This is a genomic window from Stenotrophomonas sp. HMWF023, assembly GCF_003060985.1.
Lineage (GTDB): Bacteria > Pseudomonadota > Gammaproteobacteria > Xanthomonadales > Xanthomonadaceae > Stenotrophomonas > Stenotrophomonas lactitubi.
Window position 1 is genome coordinate 1 of record NZ_QAIJ01000029.1, and the last position, 17,077, is coordinate 17,077.

General features: G+C 66.0%; 17 protein-coding genes. 10 read left to right on the top strand and 7 right to left on the bottom strand.

Annotated features, from left to right (window positions below; all coding sequences use genetic code 11):
- Nucleotides 1-229: 229 nt before the first annotated feature.
- Entirely contained in the window at nt 230-811 is a 582-nt protein-coding gene (locus DBR20_RS01035) for a hypothetical protein (RefSeq protein WP_108264884.1), read from the bottom strand.
- Between the two features lie 112 nt (nt 812-923).
- On the opposite strand from DBR20_RS01035, the gene DBR20_RS01040 reads away from it, so the two are divergent.
- Nucleotides 924-2,339: a deoxyribodipyrimidine photo-lyase gene (locus DBR20_RS01040; protein ID WP_108264909.1), complete on the top strand. Its 1,416-nt coding sequence runs from the start codon at nt 924-926 to the stop codon at nt 2,337-2,339.
- Nucleotides 2,340-2,480: 141 nt separating this feature from the next.
- Entirely contained in the window at nt 2,481-3,176 is a 696-nt protein-coding gene (locus DBR20_RS01045) for an OmpA family protein (protein WP_089240401.1), read from the top strand.
- A gap of 253 nt (nt 3,177-3,429) precedes the next feature.
- Here DBR20_RS01045 and DBR20_RS01050 read toward each other — a convergent pair whose 3' ends face one another.
- Nucleotides 3,430-4,461 carry a LysR family transcriptional regulator gene (locus DBR20_RS01050; RefSeq protein ID WP_025878839.1) on the bottom strand — a complete coding sequence of 344 codons (1,032 nt, stop codon included), beginning with the start codon at nt 4,459-4,461 and terminating at the stop codon, nt 3,430-3,432.
- A gap of 147 nt (nt 4,462-4,608) precedes the next feature.
- Between DBR20_RS01050 and DBR20_RS01055 the strand changes: the two genes are divergently transcribed.
- From DBR20_RS01055 to DBR20_RS01080, 6 genes are all read left to right on the top strand, one after another.
- Nucleotides 4,609-4,836, top strand: a complete 228-nt coding sequence (locus DBR20_RS01055; protein WP_089240403.1) for a hypothetical protein — start codon at nt 4,609-4,611, stop codon at nt 4,834-4,836.
- Nucleotides 4,833-5,603, top strand: coding sequence for an SDR family NAD(P)-dependent oxidoreductase (locus DBR20_RS01060; protein WP_108264885.1), 771 nt, complete (start codon nt 4,833-4,835; stop codon nt 5,601-5,603). Before DBR20_RS01055 ends, DBR20_RS01060 begins: the two co-directional genes overlap by 4 nt.
- 91 nt (nt 5,604-5,694) lie before the next feature.
- Nucleotides 5,695-6,918 carry an efflux RND transporter periplasmic adaptor subunit gene (locus DBR20_RS01065; RefSeq protein ID WP_108264886.1) on the top strand — a complete coding sequence of 408 codons (1,224 nt, stop codon included), beginning with the start codon at nt 5,695-5,697 and terminating at the stop codon, nt 6,916-6,918.
- Between the two features lie 127 nt (nt 6,919-7,045).
- Entirely contained in the window at nt 7,046-10,216 is a 3,171-nt protein-coding gene (locus DBR20_RS01070) for a multidrug efflux RND transporter permease subunit (protein ID WP_108264887.1), read from the top strand.
- A gap of 63 nt (nt 10,217-10,279) precedes the next feature.
- Nucleotides 10,280-11,017: an SDR family oxidoreductase gene (locus tag DBR20_RS01075; RefSeq protein ID WP_089240412.1), complete on the top strand. Its 738-nt coding sequence runs from the start codon at nt 10,280-10,282 to the stop codon at nt 11,015-11,017.
- Nucleotides 11,011-12,432 carry an efflux transporter outer membrane subunit gene (locus DBR20_RS01080; protein WP_025878845.1) on the top strand — a complete coding sequence of 474 codons (1,422 nt, stop codon included), beginning with the start codon at nt 11,011-11,013 and terminating at the stop codon, nt 12,430-12,432. Before DBR20_RS01075 ends, DBR20_RS01080 begins: the two co-directional genes overlap by 7 nt.
- 42 nt (nt 12,433-12,474) lie before the next feature.
- On the opposite strand, the gene DBR20_RS01085 is transcribed toward DBR20_RS01080, so the two are convergent.
- The gene (locus tag DBR20_RS01085) at nt 12,475-12,852 is read right to left on the bottom strand and encodes a VOC family protein (RefSeq protein ID WP_108264888.1); all 378 of its coding nucleotides are present in this window, start codon (nt 12,850-12,852) and stop codon (nt 12,475-12,477) included.
- A 139-nt stretch (nt 12,853-12,991) separates the two neighbouring features.
- Here DBR20_RS01085 and DBR20_RS01090 point away from each other — a divergent pair, with 139 nt between their 5' ends.
- Nucleotides 12,992-13,255, top strand: coding sequence for a hypothetical protein (locus DBR20_RS01090; RefSeq protein WP_089240416.1), 264 nt, complete (start codon nt 12,992-12,994; stop codon nt 13,253-13,255).
- A gap of 18 nt (nt 13,256-13,273) precedes the next feature.
- Here DBR20_RS01090 and DBR20_RS01095 read toward each other — a convergent pair whose 3' ends face one another.
- The 4 genes from DBR20_RS01095 to DBR20_RS01110 all read right to left on the bottom strand — a co-directional run bounded on the left by DBR20_RS01095 (nt 13,274) and on the right by DBR20_RS01110 (nt 16,552).
- On the bottom strand, nt 13,274-14,128 hold the full coding sequence (locus tag DBR20_RS01095) for an endonuclease/exonuclease/phosphatase family protein (protein WP_108264889.1): 855 nt from the start codon (nt 14,126-14,128) through the stop codon (nt 13,274-13,276).
- A gap of 137 nt (nt 14,129-14,265) precedes the next feature.
- Nucleotides 14,266-14,508: a hypothetical protein gene (locus tag DBR20_RS01100; RefSeq protein WP_108264890.1), complete on the bottom strand. Its 243-nt coding sequence runs from the start codon at nt 14,506-14,508 to the stop codon at nt 14,266-14,268.
- 158 nt (nt 14,509-14,666) lie between these two features.
- On the bottom strand, nt 14,667-15,539 hold the full coding sequence (gene hchA / locus DBR20_RS01105) for a glyoxalase III HchA (RefSeq protein WP_108264891.1): 873 nt from the start codon (nt 15,537-15,539) through the stop codon (nt 14,667-14,669).
- 86 nt (nt 15,540-15,625) lie between these two features.
- Nucleotides 15,626-16,552 (bottom strand): AraC family transcriptional regulator, encoded by a 927-nt coding sequence (locus DBR20_RS01110; protein ID WP_108264892.1) that lies wholly within the window; start codon nt 16,550-16,552, stop codon nt 15,626-15,628.
- Nucleotides 16,553-16,671: 119 nt separating this feature from the next.
- Here DBR20_RS01110 and DBR20_RS01115 point away from each other — a divergent pair.
- Nucleotides 16,672-17,077 (top strand): alpha/beta hydrolase (locus DBR20_RS01115; protein WP_258223075.1); only part of this gene is annotated, 406 nt, incomplete at its 3' end.

Below are 17,077 nucleotides of genomic sequence, written 5' to 3' on the forward strand. Positions count from 1 at the left end.
AGTAGATCCACGCCATGCGTGGATTGAATCTTCCCGTACACCATCCACGCATGGCGTGGATCTACTGCATCGCGTCCAGGAACAGTTCTGCCTTGTCCGTGCCGCTCAGCAGCGCTGAAGCAGGCGCCGCTGGAAAGAAAGACGGGCGGGTGATCAGGGAAGGCATGAAGTAGATCCGCGCCACGCGTGGATTGAACCTTTCCGTACACCATCCACGCATGGCGTGGATCTACTGCATCGCGTCCAGGAACAGTTCTGCTTCATCCGTGCCATCCAGCACCGCAGCGACAGCGCGGAGCGCCGCTTCGCGATGTTCGGGACGGATTCCGCCATCATCGTCATCGCTGTACAGATCCTCATCGGCCTCGAGGTAAACGCTGCCGGCCGCCGCCAGTGCGGCCATCAAGGTCGGTACGTCGGCGACGAACTCGTCGGCGTCCCAGTGGCCCGCGCCATGACGGGCGAACAACACGCGGCCATCGTTGATGTCGAGGATGAGGGGATCGGCGCCGCGGTCGGCGATCACCAGCCAGTGCGCCGGCCAGTCGCTGATCGGTTCGCCATCGATGCCGTTCCAGCGGTATCCGGCCTGATAGGCCCACAGGCGCTGCAACGGCGGCAGCCACACCTCCAGCCCCGGAACGGTGATGCCGCTGGGGCCTTTGGCAGGATTGAACACCTCACCGAACGGGCCGACGCGTACATAGAACACGGCCAGAGCGCTGGGCAGCGGGAACGGCCCTTGCCACGCGTCGGCGGATTGCGGTTGCAGAGGGCCGAAGCGGGCAAACGTGGCGCGAAGATCATCCATGACGAGGGCAGGGCGGAGGCGGAAGAGCACGCAGCCTAGCAGAGCCGGTCGCACGCATCGCCTTCACCGTCACTGGCTATCATGGCCGCCCAGCAACAGAGAGGCAGTGCACGTGTCGGTAGCGTTGGTGTGGTTCCGCCGCGATCTGCGGCTGCAGGACAATCCGGCCCTGCAGGCCGCGCTCGATGCCGGCCATCAGGTGGTGCCGGTCTACATCCACGCCCCGCACGAAGAGGGCGATTGGGCGCCGGGTGCCGCGTCGAACGCCTGGCGCCACCGCTCGCTGGCAGCGTTGGATGCCGACCTGCGTGCACGCGGCTCCTCGCTGGTGCTGCGTGCCGGCGACAGCCTGCCGATCCTGCAGGCGCTGATTGATCAGACCGGCGCCGAGGCGGTGTACTGGAACCGCAAGTACGAACCGGCGACGCAACCGCGCGATGCCGCCGTCAAACGCACGCTGCGCGAGCAGGGCATCGACGCGCAGAGCTGCAACGGCAGTCTGTTGTTCGAGCCCTGGGACATCGCCACCCAGCAAGGGCAGCCCTACAAGGTATTCACCCCGTACTGGCGCAACGTGCTCAGCCATTGGCGATTGCCGGCCCTGCAGGAGGCGCCGCGCACGTTGGCCGCACACACGGTTGAAGGCCTGGCGCTGGACGCGTTGCAGCTGGCGCCGCCATTGCAGTGGGATTCCGGCTTCTGGGAGCACTGGCAGCCGGGTGAGGCCGGCGCGTTTGAGGCGCTGTCCGTGTTCGAGGATGGTGCGCTGCGCGGCTATCGCGAGCAGCGCGATCTGCCGGACCGGGTCGGGACTTCGCGGCTGTCGCCGCACCTGCATTTCGGCGAAATCGCCCCGTGGCGCATTGCCCACGCGCTGGAAGGCCTGCGCAGCGCTGGCACCGATGCGGACATCGACGGCTACCTGCGCCAGCTGGGCTGGCGTGATTTCGCCTACCACCTGCTGCACCACTTCCCGAAAACGCCCACGGACAATCTCAACCCGCGTTTCGACCGTTTCCCCTGGGCCAACCCCAGTGCCGCCCAGCTGCACGACTGGCAGCGCGGCAACACCGGCGTGCCCATCGTCGATGCTGGCCTGCGCGAGCTCTGGCAGACCGGCTACATGCACAACCGGGTGCGGATGATCGTCGCCAGCTACCTGTGCAAGCACCTGCGTGCGCATTGGCTGCACGGCGCGCACTGGTTCTGGGACACGCTGGTGGACGCGGATCTGGCCAACAACACGATGGGCTGGCAATGGGTGGCCGGCACCGGTGCCGACGCGGCTCCCTATTTCCGGGTATTCAATCCAGTCACCCAGGCCGAGAAGTTCGATCCACAGGCGCGCTACATCAGCCACTGGGTACCGGAGCTGGCGGCGCTGCCGGTGAAGGCGCGGTTCGCTCCCTGGCAGCACCCGCAGCTGTTGGCCGAACGCGCGCCCGGGTATCCGCGCACGCCGCTGGTGGACCTGGCGGCAGGCCGGGATGCGGCACTCGCTGCCTACCGGCAGTCGGCGGCGGGGTAAAGCGCTGGCTGAGCGGTCCAGACAGCTAGCTGAACACGTCCCTGTCGGCCGATGCGATCATCATGCCGACATCGCGTCCGGCTGTTTATCCTCGTTGCCGCCCGCAAGCCGCCGGCCCGACCGGAAACCAAGGAGAACACCATGATCCGCAACACTACCCGCAACGTCGCACTGGCCCTGATGAGTGCGGCCGTCCTGTCGGCCTGCGCCACCGGCGGCTCCTACGTGCAGAGTGATCCGTACGGCAACCCGACCGAGCAGCAGAACCGCACCGGTCGCAACGCCCTGATCGGTACCGCCATCGGCGTGGCCGCGGGCCTGCTGACCGGCGACAGCGCGACCGAGCGTCGCCAGCATGCGCTGATCGGCGCGGGTATCGGTGCACTCAGCGGCGCCGCCGTGGGTCAGTACCAGGATCGCCAGGAGCGCGCGTTGCGCGAGCGCACCGCCAACACCGGCATCGACGTCGAGCGCCAGGGCGACAACATCATGCTGAACCTGCCGGACGGCATCACCTTCGACTTCGGCAAGTCGGCACTGAAGCCGCAGTTCTACGGTTCGCTCAATGGCGTTGCCGGCACCCTGCGCGATTACAACCAGACCATGATCGAAGTGGTCGGACACACCGACAGCATCGGCAGCGACGCGGTCAACAATCGCCTGTCCAAGGAGCGCGCTGATTCGGTGGCGCAGTACCTGATCGGCCAGGGCGTGCAGAGCGTGCGCATCGAGACCCTGGGCGCTGGCAAGTCCTATCCGATTGCCGACAACAGCACCGATGCCGGCCGTGCCAAGAACCGCCGCGTCGAGATCCGTGTGATTCCTCTGAAGCAATAACGCGCAGCGTTATCGCTGTTCCGGCGCAGCCGGAACGAAAATGCCGCCCTTGCAGGCGGCATTTTTGTGGGTGCCGGGCTTGCCCGGCACGCCGATAGCGCGTGTGGAGAGCCATGCCGACCAAGGTCGGCAACTACCAGGACGGGCAGGTAGAGCCATGCCGACCAAGGTCGGCAACTACCAGGACGGGCAGGTAGAGCCGTGCCGACCAAGGTCGGCATCTACCAGGATGGGCGGGCGGCATCGTTGTGGATTACGCCGCCGACGCAGCCACCTTCTCCAGAATCCGCTTGCCGCTGCTCGCCAGCGCCGCTTCTTCCTGTTCCTGCTGCTGCCGCGCCAGCTTCGCACCGGGGCACTGCGCCAGCATGTAGTTGGCGTCGAAGTTGAGCTTCTCCACCAGGAAATCGACGAACGCGCGCACCTTCGGCGAGACCAGGCGGCCACCGGCGAACACCGCATTGAAATCCACTTCCGGCCCGGTCCAGCCTGCCAGCACGCGGCGCACCATGCCCGACTCGACGAACGGCTTGGCCATCACGTCGCCGGTCAGCAGCAGGCCTTCGCCACACACCAGCGCGCCATTCAACGCCGACATGTCGTTGGCCGTCATCAGCGGCGTCACCGGGAAGTCGCGCAGTTCGCCACCGTTCTCGCCCAGCTGCCAGGTAAAGCGTGGCGAATTGCCCGTGTGGTACGGCTTGCGCATGGCCAGGATGCGGTGGAACTGCAGCTCTTCCGGATGCAGCGGCTCGCCGTAGCGCTCGATGTAGGCGGGGCTGGCGAACACCTGCGTGCGCAGGCTGCCGAGCTTGCGCGCCACCAGGTTGGAATCGGGCAGGGCACCCACGCGCAGGGCGAGATCGGCCTCGCCGGCGATCAGGTCCAGCTTCTCGTTGCCCATGTGCATGTCCAGGCGGATCTCCGGGTACTGCGCATGGAACTGGCCCAGCAGCGGCGCGATCCAGGTGATGCCGATCGAATAGGGCACGGTGAAGCGCAGCCAGCCGCGTGGGCCCGACTGCAGCTGGCTGACCGCGCTTTCGGCTTCTTCAAGCTCGCGTGCGATGCGCTGGCAATGCTCGTGATAGATCGAGCCGGCCTCGGTGAGGCCGAGGCGGCGCGTGGTCCGGTGCAGCAGGCGCGCACCGAGGCGCGTTTCCAGTTCCTGCACCTTGCGGCTGACCGTGGTCTTGGGCAGGCCGAGCGATTTGGCAGCCGCGATGAAGCTGCCTTGCTCGACCACTTTGACGAAGATCAGCGTCTCGTTGAGATCGTGGGACATGGTCAGGAATCCTGGACGTCGGGGATGGGGCAATCGTGACAGAACGATTGGACCGGGGACGGGATGATTATTCCCCTTAATCAGGACTAATCAAGTAGGGGTTTGAGGTCTATCGTGGCGCCATTCGCTAATTGGAGCCCGTCCGCCATGAGCCTGCGCAACATTCTTGCCCGCTTCCGGATCGCCGGCCAGAACGCCCTGGACCTGGCGATGACCGTCGAATCCCGCCCTAGTTCCTTGGTACACAAGGACTTTCGTGAGTTTACCGCACCCATGCGTCAGCAGCGTGGCGGTGCCTTGCGCCTTGCTTCGCACAAGGGTGACCGACTGCGTCGAATCGGGACTATCCCGGATTTGGGAGGAAATGTCCCGTGAATGGGATTCTGGCGCCTGAGGTCCTGGTTCTCGGCGGCACCGGTGCCGTTGGTCAGGGTGTGGTCGGCGCGTTGTTGGAGGCCGGCTGCCCCGTACTGGTGGTCGGCCGCGATCCGCGCCGCTTGGCTGCATTGCACGAGCAGTTCGCCGATGAGCCGGGCCTGCAGACGATACTGGGCTCGCTCAGTGACGACAGCTCGGCACGCGCGTTGGCCGAACGTGTGGTGCAGCGTCCACGACCGCTGGGAGCGGTGGTCGCCGCGATGGGTGGGCCCTACAACCGCGGCCGTGTGGTCGAGCGTGGCGGTGACGCACTGGCGGCGGCGTTGCAGGCTGACCTGATGCCGCATGTGCACGCGGTGCGTCATCTGTTGCCGCTGCTGCAGGACAACGTGCACGCCCGTCGCTACGTGATGATCGGCAGCCCGGCCGGGCTCAAGCCCTGGGCCGGTTATGGCGAGACCTCGATCACTACGGCGGCGCTGCGCATGTACGCGCAGGTGGTGCACCAGGAAGCGCAGGCCGTGGGCGTTCGCGCGCAGATGCTGGAAGTGTGCAGCCCGGTCTGCACGCCGGCCAACGCCGCCAACGCCTGCATCGAATGGCCGAGTTCGCTGCTGGTCGGTCGCCGCGTGGTGTCCCTGCTCGACGGTTGCCGCGACAACCGCGCGATCGTCCGTTGCGACAGCAGTGATGCCGAACTGCCGCGCGGCCTGCTGCACCTGGAAATACCGCCGCTGTGGCGCGACACCGCAGGCGTTGCTTGACCTCGACCTTTGTTGAGGTCGCAGGATACGCCGCCAAAAGTTGATAGCAATTCTCAAATAGCTGTACCACCCCTCCGTACGGATGCATGCCATGACTTCCCCCAACACCACTCCACATCGTTTCCGTCATCGCCTGGCGATGGCTGGCGTGTCGATCCTCGCTGCCGCCGTCCTGGCTGCCTGCAGCGGTGGCCATGCCGAAGAAGCCGGCGCACCGCCCCCGCCGCAGGTCAGCGCTGCCCCCGTGCTGCTCAAGCAGATCAGCCAGTGGGACGAATTCAGCGGCCGCGTCGAGGCCGTACAGAGCGTCGAACTGCGCCCCCGCGTGTCCGGCTACATCGACAAGGTCAACTACGTTGAAGGCGAAGAAGTGAAGAAGGGCACTGTCCTGTTCACCATCGATGCCCGCAGCTACCAGGCCGAGTACGATCGCGCCAACGCCGAACTGGCCCGTGCACGCACCCAGGCGGTGCTGGCCCGCAGCGAGTCCGAGCGTGCCAAGCGCCTGGCCGAGCAGCAGGCAATCTCCACCGAGACGGCTGAACAGCGTCGCGCGGCCGCCGACCAGTCCGGTGCGGCAGTGCAGGCTGCGCAGGCCGCCCTGGATGCAGCCCGCCTCAACCTCGAGTTCACCAAGGTGCGTGCGCCGATCGACGGCCGTGCCGGTCGCGCGATGGTCACCGCCGGCAACCTGGTCACCGCCGGCGACAGTGCCAGCGTGCTGACCACGCTGGTCTCGCTGGATACGGTGTTCGTCTATTTCGATGCCGACGAAAGCACCTTCCTGCGGTACGCACAGATGGCACGCAAGGGCGAGCGCCCGAGCGAGCGCGACAGCGAGCTGCCGGTGAAGGTCGGTCTGTCGGGTGAAGAAGGCTACCCGCACACGGGCAAGGTCGACTTCCTCGACAACCAAGTGACCCGCAGCACCGGCACCATCCGCGTCCGCGCGCTGCTGGACAACGCCGACCGCCAGTTCACCCCGGGCCTGTTCGCCCGCGTGCAGCTGCTCGGCAGTGGCCAGTTCCAGGCCATGCTGATCGACGACAAGGCCGTGCTGACCGACCAGGACCGCAAGTACGTCTACGTGGTCGACAAGGATGGCAAGGCCCAGCGCCGCGACATCCAGCTTGGCCGCACCGCCGAAGGCCTGCGCATCGTCGAGCAGGGTCTGGCCGCCGGTGACAAGGTGATCATCGATGGCGTGCAGAAGGTCTTCATGCCCGGTATGCCGGTGCAGGCGAAGGCGGTGGCGATGCAGCCCACCGCTGCGCCGGCGCCGGGTCGCGATGCAACTGCCGCACTGAACCACTGATCCGCCGTCTCCTGATTCGCGTACCCGCTTAGCTGCCGGTGCCAGCGGCAGCCGTCACTGCCTTCACCAGATTGGTGAGGGGCAGGGCGGCTGTTGCCCGCCGACGGCCTTTTCCAGGAATTCTTCCATGGACTTTTCCCGTTTCTTCATCGACAGGCCGATCTTCGCGGCGGTGCTGTCGATCGTGATCTTCGCCGCCGGCCTGATCTCGATTCCGATGCTGCCCATCGGTGAGTACCCCGAAGTGGTGCCGCCGTCGGTAGTGGTACGCACCGTCTATCCGGGCGCCAACCCCAAGGTGATCGCCGAAACCGTGGCCACCCCGCTTGAGGAAGCCATCAACGGCGTTGAGGGCATGATCTACCTCAAGTCGGTGGCCGGCTCTGACGGCGTGCTGCAGATGACCATCACCTTCCGCCCGGGCACCGATCCGGACGAAGCGGCGGTGAAGGTGCAGAACCGTGTCGCCCAGGCCCAGGCGCGACTGCCCGAGGACGTACGCCGGCAAGGCGTGACCACCCAGAAGCAGTCGCCCACCTTCCTGATGGTGGTGCACCTGACCTCGCCCAACGGCAAGTACGACACCCTGTACCTGCGCAACTACGCCCGCCTGCACGTCAAGGACGCGCTGGCACGTATCCAGGGCGTGGGCGATGCGCAGATCTTCGGCGGCGGTGACTACGCCATGCGCGCCTGGCTGGACCCGGACAAGGTTGCCTCGCGCGGCCTGACCGCCAGCGATGTGGTGCGCGCCATGCGCGAGCAGAACGTGCAGGTCTCGGCCGGCCAGCTCGGCGCCGAGCCGATGCCCAACAGCCAGTTCCTGACCCTGATCAACGCCCAGGGCCGCCTGCGCAGCGAACAGGAGTTCGGCGACATCGTGCTCAAGAGTGGCGCCGACGGTGAAGTGGTGCGATTGTCGGACGTGGCCCGGGTTGAACTGGGTGCCGGCGACTACACGCTGCGCTCGCAGCTGGACGGCAAGAACGCGGTGGGTATCGGCATCTTCCAGGCCCCCGGTGCCAACGCGCTGGAAATCCGCGATGCGGTGATGGCCAGCATGGACGAGATGCAGAAGACCATGCCGGTCGACGTGAAGTATGAGGCGGTGTATGACACCACCATCTTCGTGCGCGACTCGATCAAGGCGGTGGTCTCCACCCTGCTGGAAGCCATCGCGCTGGTGGTGCTGGTGGTGATCCTGTTCCTGCAGACCTGGCGTGCCTCGATCATCCCGCTCATCGCGGTGCCGGTGTCGATCGTCGGTACGTTCGGCGCGCTGTACCTGCTGGGCTTCTCGATCAACACGCTGAGCCTGTTCGGCCTGGTGCTGGCGATCGGCATCGTGGTCGATGACGCGATCGTGGTGGTGGAAAACGTTGAACGCAACATCGAAGAAGGCCTGACCCCGCTGGCCGCTGCGCATCAGGCGATGCGCGAAGTGTCCGGGCCGATCATCGCCATCGCGCTGGTGCTGTGTGCGGTGTTCGTGCCGATGGCGTTCCTGTCGGGCGTCACCGGTCAGTTCTACAAGCAGTTCGCGGTCACCATCGCCATTTCCACGGTGATCTCGGCGATCAACTCGCTGACCCTGTCGCCGGCCCTGGCTGCCCGCCTGCTGAAGCCGCATGGCGCGCCGAAGGATGCCCCGACCCGCATCATCGACCGTCTGTTCGGCTGGGTGTTCCGTCCGTTCAACCGCTTCTTCAAGTCCAGCTCGGAAAAGTACGAGCGTGGCGTGTCGAAGATCCTCGGCCGTCGTGGTGCGGTGTTCGTGGTGTACGCGGTGCTGCTGGTCGGTACCGGCTTCATCTTCAAGCTGGTGCCGCCGGGCTTCATTCCGACCCAGGACAAGCTGTACCTGATTGCCGGTGTGAAGCTGCCGGAGGGTTCGTCGATCGCGCGTACCGATGAAATGCTGCGCAAGGTCGCCAAGATCGCCCAGGAAACCGACGGTGTGGCCCACACCATCTCGTTCCCGGGCCTGAATGCCCTGCAGTTCACCAACACGCCCAACACCGGTGTTGCGTTCATTCCGCTCAAGCCGTTCAGCGAGCGCCATGGCCGCACCGCAGCGCAGATCAATGCCGAGATCAACCAGAAGATCGCAGGCCTGCAGGAAGGGTTCGCCTTCGCCATGATGCCGCCGCCGATTCTCGGCCTCGGTAACGGCAACGGCTACCAGATGTTCATCCAGGACCGTGGCAACCTCGGCTATGGCGCGTTGCAGAACGCGGTGCAGTCGATGCAGGGTGCGGTTGCGCAGACCCCGGGCATGGCCTTCCCGATCACCAGCTACCAGGCCAACGTGCCGCAGCTGGATGCCGAGGTGGACCGTGTCAAGGCCAAGGCGCAGGGCGTACAGCTGACCGAGTTGTTCGACACGCTGCAGACCTACCTGGGTTCGGCCTACGTCAACGACTTCAACCAGTTCGGGCGTACCTGGCAGGTGATCGCACAGGCCGATGGCCAGTTCCGTGACAGCGTCGAGGACATTGGCAAGCTGCGCACCCGCAACGATCGTGGCGAGATGGTGCCGATCGGCTCGATGGTCACCGTCAAGGAAACCTACGGTCCGGACCCGGTGCTGCGCTTCAACGGCTACCCGGCCGCTGACCTGGCCGGTGAAGCCGACCCGCGTGTGCTGTCCTCGGCCGAAGCGATGAACAACCTCACCGCCATCGCCGCCAAGGTGCTGCCGGTGGGCATGGCGACCGAATGGACCGACCTGAGCTACCAGCAGGCGACCCAGGGCAAGGCGGCCTTCATCGTGTTCCCGGTGGCGATCATGCTGGCGTTCCTGGTGCTGGCCGCGCTGTACGAAAGCTGGTCGCTGCCGCTGGCGGTGATCCTGATCGTGCCGATGACCCTGCTGTCCGCGCTGTTCGGCGTGTGGATGACCGGCGGCGACAACAACGTGTTCGTGCAGGTCGGCCTGGTGGTGCTGATGGGCCTGGCGTGCAAGAACGCGATCCTGATCGTCGAGTTCGCCAGAGAGCTGGAAATGGGCGGCAAGGGCATCGTCGAGGCGGCACTGGAAGCCTGCCGCCTGCGTCTGCGCCCGATCGTGATGACCTCCATCGCCTTCATCGCCGGCACCGTGCCGCTGGTGCTGTCGCATGGTGCTGGCGCCGAAGTGCGCTCGGTGACCGGTATCACCGTGTTCGCCGGCATGCTGGGCGTGACCCTGTTCGGCCTGTTCCTGACCCCGGTGTTCTACGTGGCACTGCGCAAGTTCGTCACCCGCAACGGTGGTGGCCAGCTGGTGCAGCACGGCGAGCCGACCATCCACCACTGACATGGAAAACAGCGGCGCCGGCAACCACCGGCGCCCGCTTCCCCCTACCAAGGCAATGAATCCATGAACACCCATCAGAACAAGATCGCGCTGGTCACCGGCGCAACCCGCGGCATCGGCCTGGAAACCGTGCGCCAGCTGGCGCAGGCCGGCGTGCATACGCTGCTGGCCGGGCGCAAGCGCGAGACCGCTGTCGAACTGGCACTGAAGCTGCAGGCAGAAGGCCTGCCGGTGGAGGCACTGCAGCTGGACGTCAACGATGGCGCCAGCATCGCCGAGGCGGTCGAGCAGGTGCGTCAGCGCCATGGCCGTCTGGACATCCTGGTCAACAACGCCGGCATCATGATCGAGAACCCGGCACAGCTGCCGTCGGAGCAGTCGCTGGACACCTGGCGTCGCACCTTCGACACCAACGTGTACGCGCTGGTGGCAGTGACCCAGGCCTTCCTGCCGCTGATCAAGCAGGCCAAGTCCGGCCGCATCGTCAACGTCTCCAGCATGCTCGGCTCGCAGACGCTGCATGCCGATCCGACCTCGGGCATCTACGACTTCAAGATCCCGGCGTACAACGCGTCCAAGGCCGCGGTGAACAGCTGGACCCTGGCCCTGGCCCATGAGCTGCGCAGCACGCCGATCAAGGTCAACACCGTGCACCCCGGCTACGTGAAAACCGATATGAACGGTGGCAACGGCGAGATCGAAATCGCCGAGGGCGCACGCTCCAGCGTGCAGATGTCGCTGATCGGCGAGTCTGGCGCCAGCGGCAGCTTCACCTACCTGGGCGAGGTGCTGCCATGGTGATCCGCACCCTGGCGATGGCCGTCTCCAGCCTGGTGCTGGCGGGCTGTGTCAGCGTCGGCCCCAACTACAAAGCACCGGTGCAGGAGCCCGTCGTCCTGCAGGGCGCGCAGCAGCCGGTCTTCAGCACCACCTCACCGGTGGCCAGCTGGTGGGCGCAGTTCGATGATCCGGTGCTTGAAGAACTGGTGCACGGCGCGCTGTCGGACAACCTGGACCTGCGCGTGGCTGTCGCCCGTGTCAGCCAGGCCCGTGCAGTGTTCGTCGAGAGCCGCTTCGACCAGGCGCCACACGTTACCGCTGGCGGCAGCTACGATCGTCGCAAGCAACCCGATCCGCAGCTGGGTGGGCAGCGGGTGTTCAGTGAAAGCTACCAGCTCGGCTTCGATGCGGGCTGGGAGCTGGATCTGTTCGGCCGCAAGCGCCGTGCTGCAGAGGCCGCGCGTGCCGACCTGGACGCCGAGCAGGCCAACCTCGCCGACGCGCAGGTGCTGATCGCTGCCGAAGTGGCACGCAACTACTTCGAGTTGCGTGGTACCCAGAAGCGCATAGCGGTAGCCCAGCGCACCCTGGTCAACCTGCGCGATACGCAGCGGCTGACCGAGGCACGCTGGGAACTGGGTGCCGGCAGCGAGCTGGACGTGCAGAGCAGCCGCGCACGGTTGAAGGCCATCGAGGCCGACATCCCGCTGCTGGAAGTGGCCGAGACGCAGTCGCGCAACCGGCTTGCCGTGCTGCTTGGGCAGCGCCCGGAAGTGTTGACCGCAATGCTGGCGCCGCACGAAGTACCGGCGTTTGCCAAGGCATTGCCGCTGGGTGATACCCGCGAACTGCTGCGTCAGCGTGCCGACGTGCGGGTCGCCGAACGTCGCCTGGCTGCCGCCACCGCACGTGTCGGCGTCGCCACCGCCGATCTGTTCCCGCGGCTGTCGCTGTCTGGTTTCGTCGGCTTCCTTGGCGGCGATGCCAGTGGCCTGGTCAACGGCAACAACAAGGCCTGGTCGCTGACCCCGTCGCTGAGCTGGGCGGCATTCGACTTCGGCACGGTCAAGGCACGCCTGCGTGCCAGCAAGGCCGAGGCCGAAGGCGTAGCCGCGCAGTACGAGCAGGCCGTGCTGCTGGCGCTGGAAGACACCGAAAACGCGTTGACCCGCTATTCCAAGCAGCAGGCGCGACTGGCCATCGTGGTCGAGCAGGCGCAGGCGGCGCGACGTGCCGAATCGCTGGCGCAGATCCGCTACCGCGAGGGCTCGGAAGACTTCCTGACCCTGCTTGACGCGCAGCGCACGCAGCTGGTGGCCGATGATGCACTGGCGGCCGCCGAATCGGAGGTCAACGTCAGCGTGGTGGGCGTGTACAAGGCACTGGGTGGCTGGGGACAGTCACCGCAGGCGCCGAGCGTGGCCCAGGCGCGCTGATCGACAGGGGACGGGAGCATCTGCTTCCGTTCCCTTTTTTCGCTATGGCCAGAGGTTGGCCGGGGCATCGTGATCGCGCATGCGCACGATGCAGAAACGATGACCGGTGGGCGCTTCCATCACCCACCAGCGTTTGACGAAACCGACCCGGCGCGCACCGAGTTTTTCCAGCCTTTCGGCCTCGGCGTCGATGTCGTCGCTTTCGATATCCAGATGCACCCTTGACGGGTGATCGACCCGCTGCACCTCCACGTTCAAGCCTGCCGGCGCACCTGTCAGGTCGGCGTACTCTGCGTCGCCTTCGGCACGGGCGGGCTCAGCCTGCAGGCCCAGCGCTGCGGCCCAGAAGCGGGCGCTGTCTGCGGCAGGCGTGTCCTGGCAATCGATGATGAAACCGGCCAGTCGGCTGCGATGGGTCATGTGCCGTCTCCGCTCAATGAGGGTGCCGGCAGGGTAGCGCGTGCGCCGCCGCGCGCGTTGTCGCGGTCATGACGTTTCTGACTCTGCCGGAACTGCGGCCCACCGTGTAACTAGTGAGGAAACCAAGGGAGGACGGGACATGAGCGAACAGAAGCAATCGGCCCAACGGACGCTGCTGGGCGATCCCGGCCTGCCGGGGGCCGGCCTGTCGGTGGCCGTGGTGATGCTGCTGGTGTTGGCGGCGATGGCTGCGGTGATCGGCTTCCTGCGCCTACCGGATTCAATGCTGGGTATTGGCCTTGTCGGCATTGCGGTGTTCCTGGCCGTCGGTGCACGCATCTGCCAGGCGCGCGACCAGCACCAGGCGCTGTACCGCCTGCTGGGCAAGCGACCCCCGCCGTAGCGAGGGTCGCTGCAGTGCTCAGTGTTTCGGCCAGTCCAGTTCAACGACCAGCGGGAAGTGGTCGGAGGGCAGCACGCCATCGATGCGGCGGTCATCGGTGAGGAAGCTGCGCGCGTGGAAGCCGCGCACCAGCACCCAGTCCAGCTGCGAAGTCGCCGTGCCGGTGAAGTCGTGGAAGGTCAGGCGCGGACCCTGCGGTGTTTTGACCTGGGTGCGCGTGTCCTGCAGCACCCGGGTGAAGGCCTGATAGGTGCCGCCGCCGGGCTCGCTGTTGAAGTCACCGGTCAGCACCACCGGCAGATTGGAAGGCAGCGCGGCCACGCGCGCGGCGATCAGTTCGGCGCCCTTGATCCGCCGCGGTTCGTCCTCGTCGCGGTAGGGCAGGTGGGTGTTCATGAAGTAGAAGCAGCGGCCATCCTCCAGGCGACGGAACACCGCCCAGGTGACCATGCGCGGGAACAGGTTGCCCCAGCTGATGCTGCCTGCGACCTCGGGCGTATCGGACAGCCAGAAGTTGCCGGATTCTTCCACCGCCAGCACCTTGCTGTCGTAGAACACGCCCATGTGTTCGTCGCCACTGCCACCGCGCCGGCCTTCGCCGAACCAGCGATAGTCGGGCAGGTGCTCGGCCAGGTAGTTGGCCTGCTCCAGCACCAGTTCCTGGGTGCCGATCACTGCCGGGTGCGCCTGCTGGATCACCTTGACCATCGCTTCGCGGCGATCTTGCCAGCGCTTGCCAGGGTCGGTGTCGGCGGGCGTACGCACGTTGAAGGACATCACTTTCAACGGCGCGGGCGAGGCTGCCCAGGTAACGGCGGGCAGTGCAAAAGCCAGGAGTGCGCAGAGCGCTGACGTGCGGAAGCATGACAACATCGTGGAATCCCTCCATTCCATGAAAGCGGTTTCATGGAGGATGCCATGGAAGGCAAGGGCAGCGGTATGCCGGGACGGGCGGCTGCAAAGGTGCCGGGCGGACGGCGTGCGACCGCCCGGCAGATGCCGCTGGGCGATCAGGGGTCGTACATCATCCCGTTCTCGTCGCGGTTGTAGTGGTCGCTGGCCACGCGGGTGCCATCGTCATAGACCACGTACAGCGTGCAACGCTGGTGGATGCCGAAGCCGGCACGGAAGGGCACGCACTCTTCCTGCAGGCCGACCTCTTCGGCGGCATTTGCCGGCGCTGAAGGCAACAGCGCAGCAAGCGCCAGCACGGCACCGAATGAACACGCGAACAGTTTCTTGTGCAGCATCATCGAACACGCTCCTTGTTGTCGTGGGTGCTACCAGACTCCATTGATGCAATGACTGCCGACCGCCGCTGGCAACAGCGTGCCGGCGCCACACCTGCAGCAGAACACAGGTGCGGTCCTGTGTAGCACGCAGCCTGCGCCGGCAGGAAGTGCCTGTCCTCTCAGCGCGTCGCCAGCGCATCCAGCAGGGTGCGTGCGGCCAGCTTGCCCAGCGCATTGCCCGCCAGCGGGCTGTCTCCGGTCAGCAGCAGGCGGTCCTGCATCACGCTGCCATCGATACCCTCGTTGACGATCTGCACGCCCTGCTGGGCCAGGCGCTCACCGAAGAACCAGGGCAACTGACCAGGCATGTAGCCGATATCCGGTGTCTGTCGGTCCATCGCATCGGGGAAGGCGCAGATCCGATGGCCGCGGAACAATGAGCCGCCATCGGCTTCATCCACGCCGGCCGCCAGCAGCGCGGCAGGGCCGTGGCAGAGGGTGATGATGTGACGCTGGTTGTCCATCGCCCACTGCAGGGTGGTCTTCACTGCACGGCTTTCCGGCAGGCCGATCAATGCACCATGCCCCCCGGGAATGAACACCGCGGCATAGTCCGAACCGGCATCGAGTGCGCCCGCCACGTCGTCCAGCTGCAGAGGCTGGCGGAAGCGGGACTCGTAGCGCTCGTACAGGCCGCCGATCTCGCGGTCCTCGCGCGGGAACGCCCACCATTCAAACTTCACCGGGTTGCCCGACAGCGTGGCCACGTCGATTTCGAAGCCGGCCTTGTGCAGGTGATACATCGGCAGCAGCGTCTCCACCGGATGGTTGCCGGTGGAGAACAGATGGCCGTTGGCGGTCGGCAGATAACGTTCGTCGGCGGCGATCATCAGCACCTTCCAGCGTCCGTCACGGCGGGCGTCTGGATAGTCCGCGCCGGACAGGTCGGTGGTTGCTGAAGTGAACTGGGACAGCGAGTACGGCGACGGGAAAAACGCATCGCGCTCGGCCGGATCGGGGCTGGGCTGACGGCTGGGCTCTGACGTGTTCATGCGGACCTCCTGCAGAAGAGAGTGCTCAGCTTAGCCAGAGCGATGCGTACGCACGATGAGGGATTTCCCCCAATGACCGCACGCGCTCAGTCCTCGCCGATCCAGCTGTTGGCCGCCGGCCCGTGTTGGCGATAGCGGTTCGGGCTCACGCCGAAGTGGCGACGGAATGCGCGGCTGAATGCCGGCTCGGATTCATAGCCCACTTCGCCCGCAATCTGTGAGATGCGGCGATTGCCGCTGCGCAGCAGTTGTGCCGCCAACTGCAGCCGCCAGCCGGCGAGGTAGCGCATGGGGGTTGTCCCGGTCGCGAGGGTAAAGCGCTGCGCGAAACCCGAACGTGACTGGTTCAAGGCCGAGGCAAGGCTTTCCACGGTCCAGGGCGCACTCGGCCGCGCCTGCATGAGGGTCAAGGCGCGCCCGACCAGCGGATCGGCCAGCGCGTGCAGGCGCTCGCAGTTTTCCGCGGCACTGGTGCCCAGCCAGTAGCGCAGGGTCCAGACGAAAAGCAGGTCGAGCAGCCGCGACAGCATCAGGCCGCTGCCCAGGCTGGGGTGGGCGGCCTCGGTCTGGACTGAAGCAAGGGTCACCGCCATCCAGTCGGTGGAACTGGCCGGGAATCCCGTGGGCATCCTGTCCACGCCGGGAACGTGAAGCCAGCCGGGCAGGGCATCCAGCAACAGGCTGCTGCCGGGGCCACTGAATCCGAAGGTGGCCCGGGTCAACAGTACCTCACCGGCCGAACCGGAAGGGCAGTCGATGCGGTGCGCGCGGCCATGCGGCATCAGCACCAGGTCTCCGGTCTGCAGCAGCACGGCACCGCTGCCCGCGTGAAGCTGCGGCGTTCCCTGTTCGATGAAGTGGAAGCAGCCATCGCCGGCAGGGAGGTTCAACGACTGCCCTGGACAAACCTGCTGACGGGCGACGTCGCCGCCGTGCATGCGGGCGGACTGGAAGATCGCGAAGAGAGCATCGGATCCGGCGTGCAGCGCGAGGGTGTCGTGGAGTCTTGGCATGGTTTTCCGGAGTCTGGGCATCGCCGTTCAACCGGGCGATCCGTAGTCTGGTGAAGAACGCGATGGTCGCATCCGCTGCCACCTGCGCAACATCCCATCCAACGTAGGAGAACTGCAACATGAGCAAGCCCACTGTGATCCTGGTTCACGGCTTCTGGGGCGGTGCCGCCCATTGGGCCAAGGTGATCCTCGAACTCGACCAGCGTGGCCTCACTGACCTGCACGCGGTGGAGCTGCCACTGACGTCGCTGGCCGACGATGTAGGACGCACCCGCCAGATGATCCGCCAGATCGAAGGGCCGGTGCTGCTGGTGGGGCACTCCTATGGTGGCGCGGTGATTACCGAAGCTGGCAACGAACAGAACGTGGTGGGGCTGGTCTACATCGCCGCGTTTGCACCCGACGCCGGCGAAAGCCCCGGTGCCATCACCCAGCAGCAGCTGCCCGAGGCTGCGCCGAACCTCGCTCCGGACAGCGATGGCTATCTGTGGCTGCAGACCGAGAAATTCCACGAGAGCTTCTGCC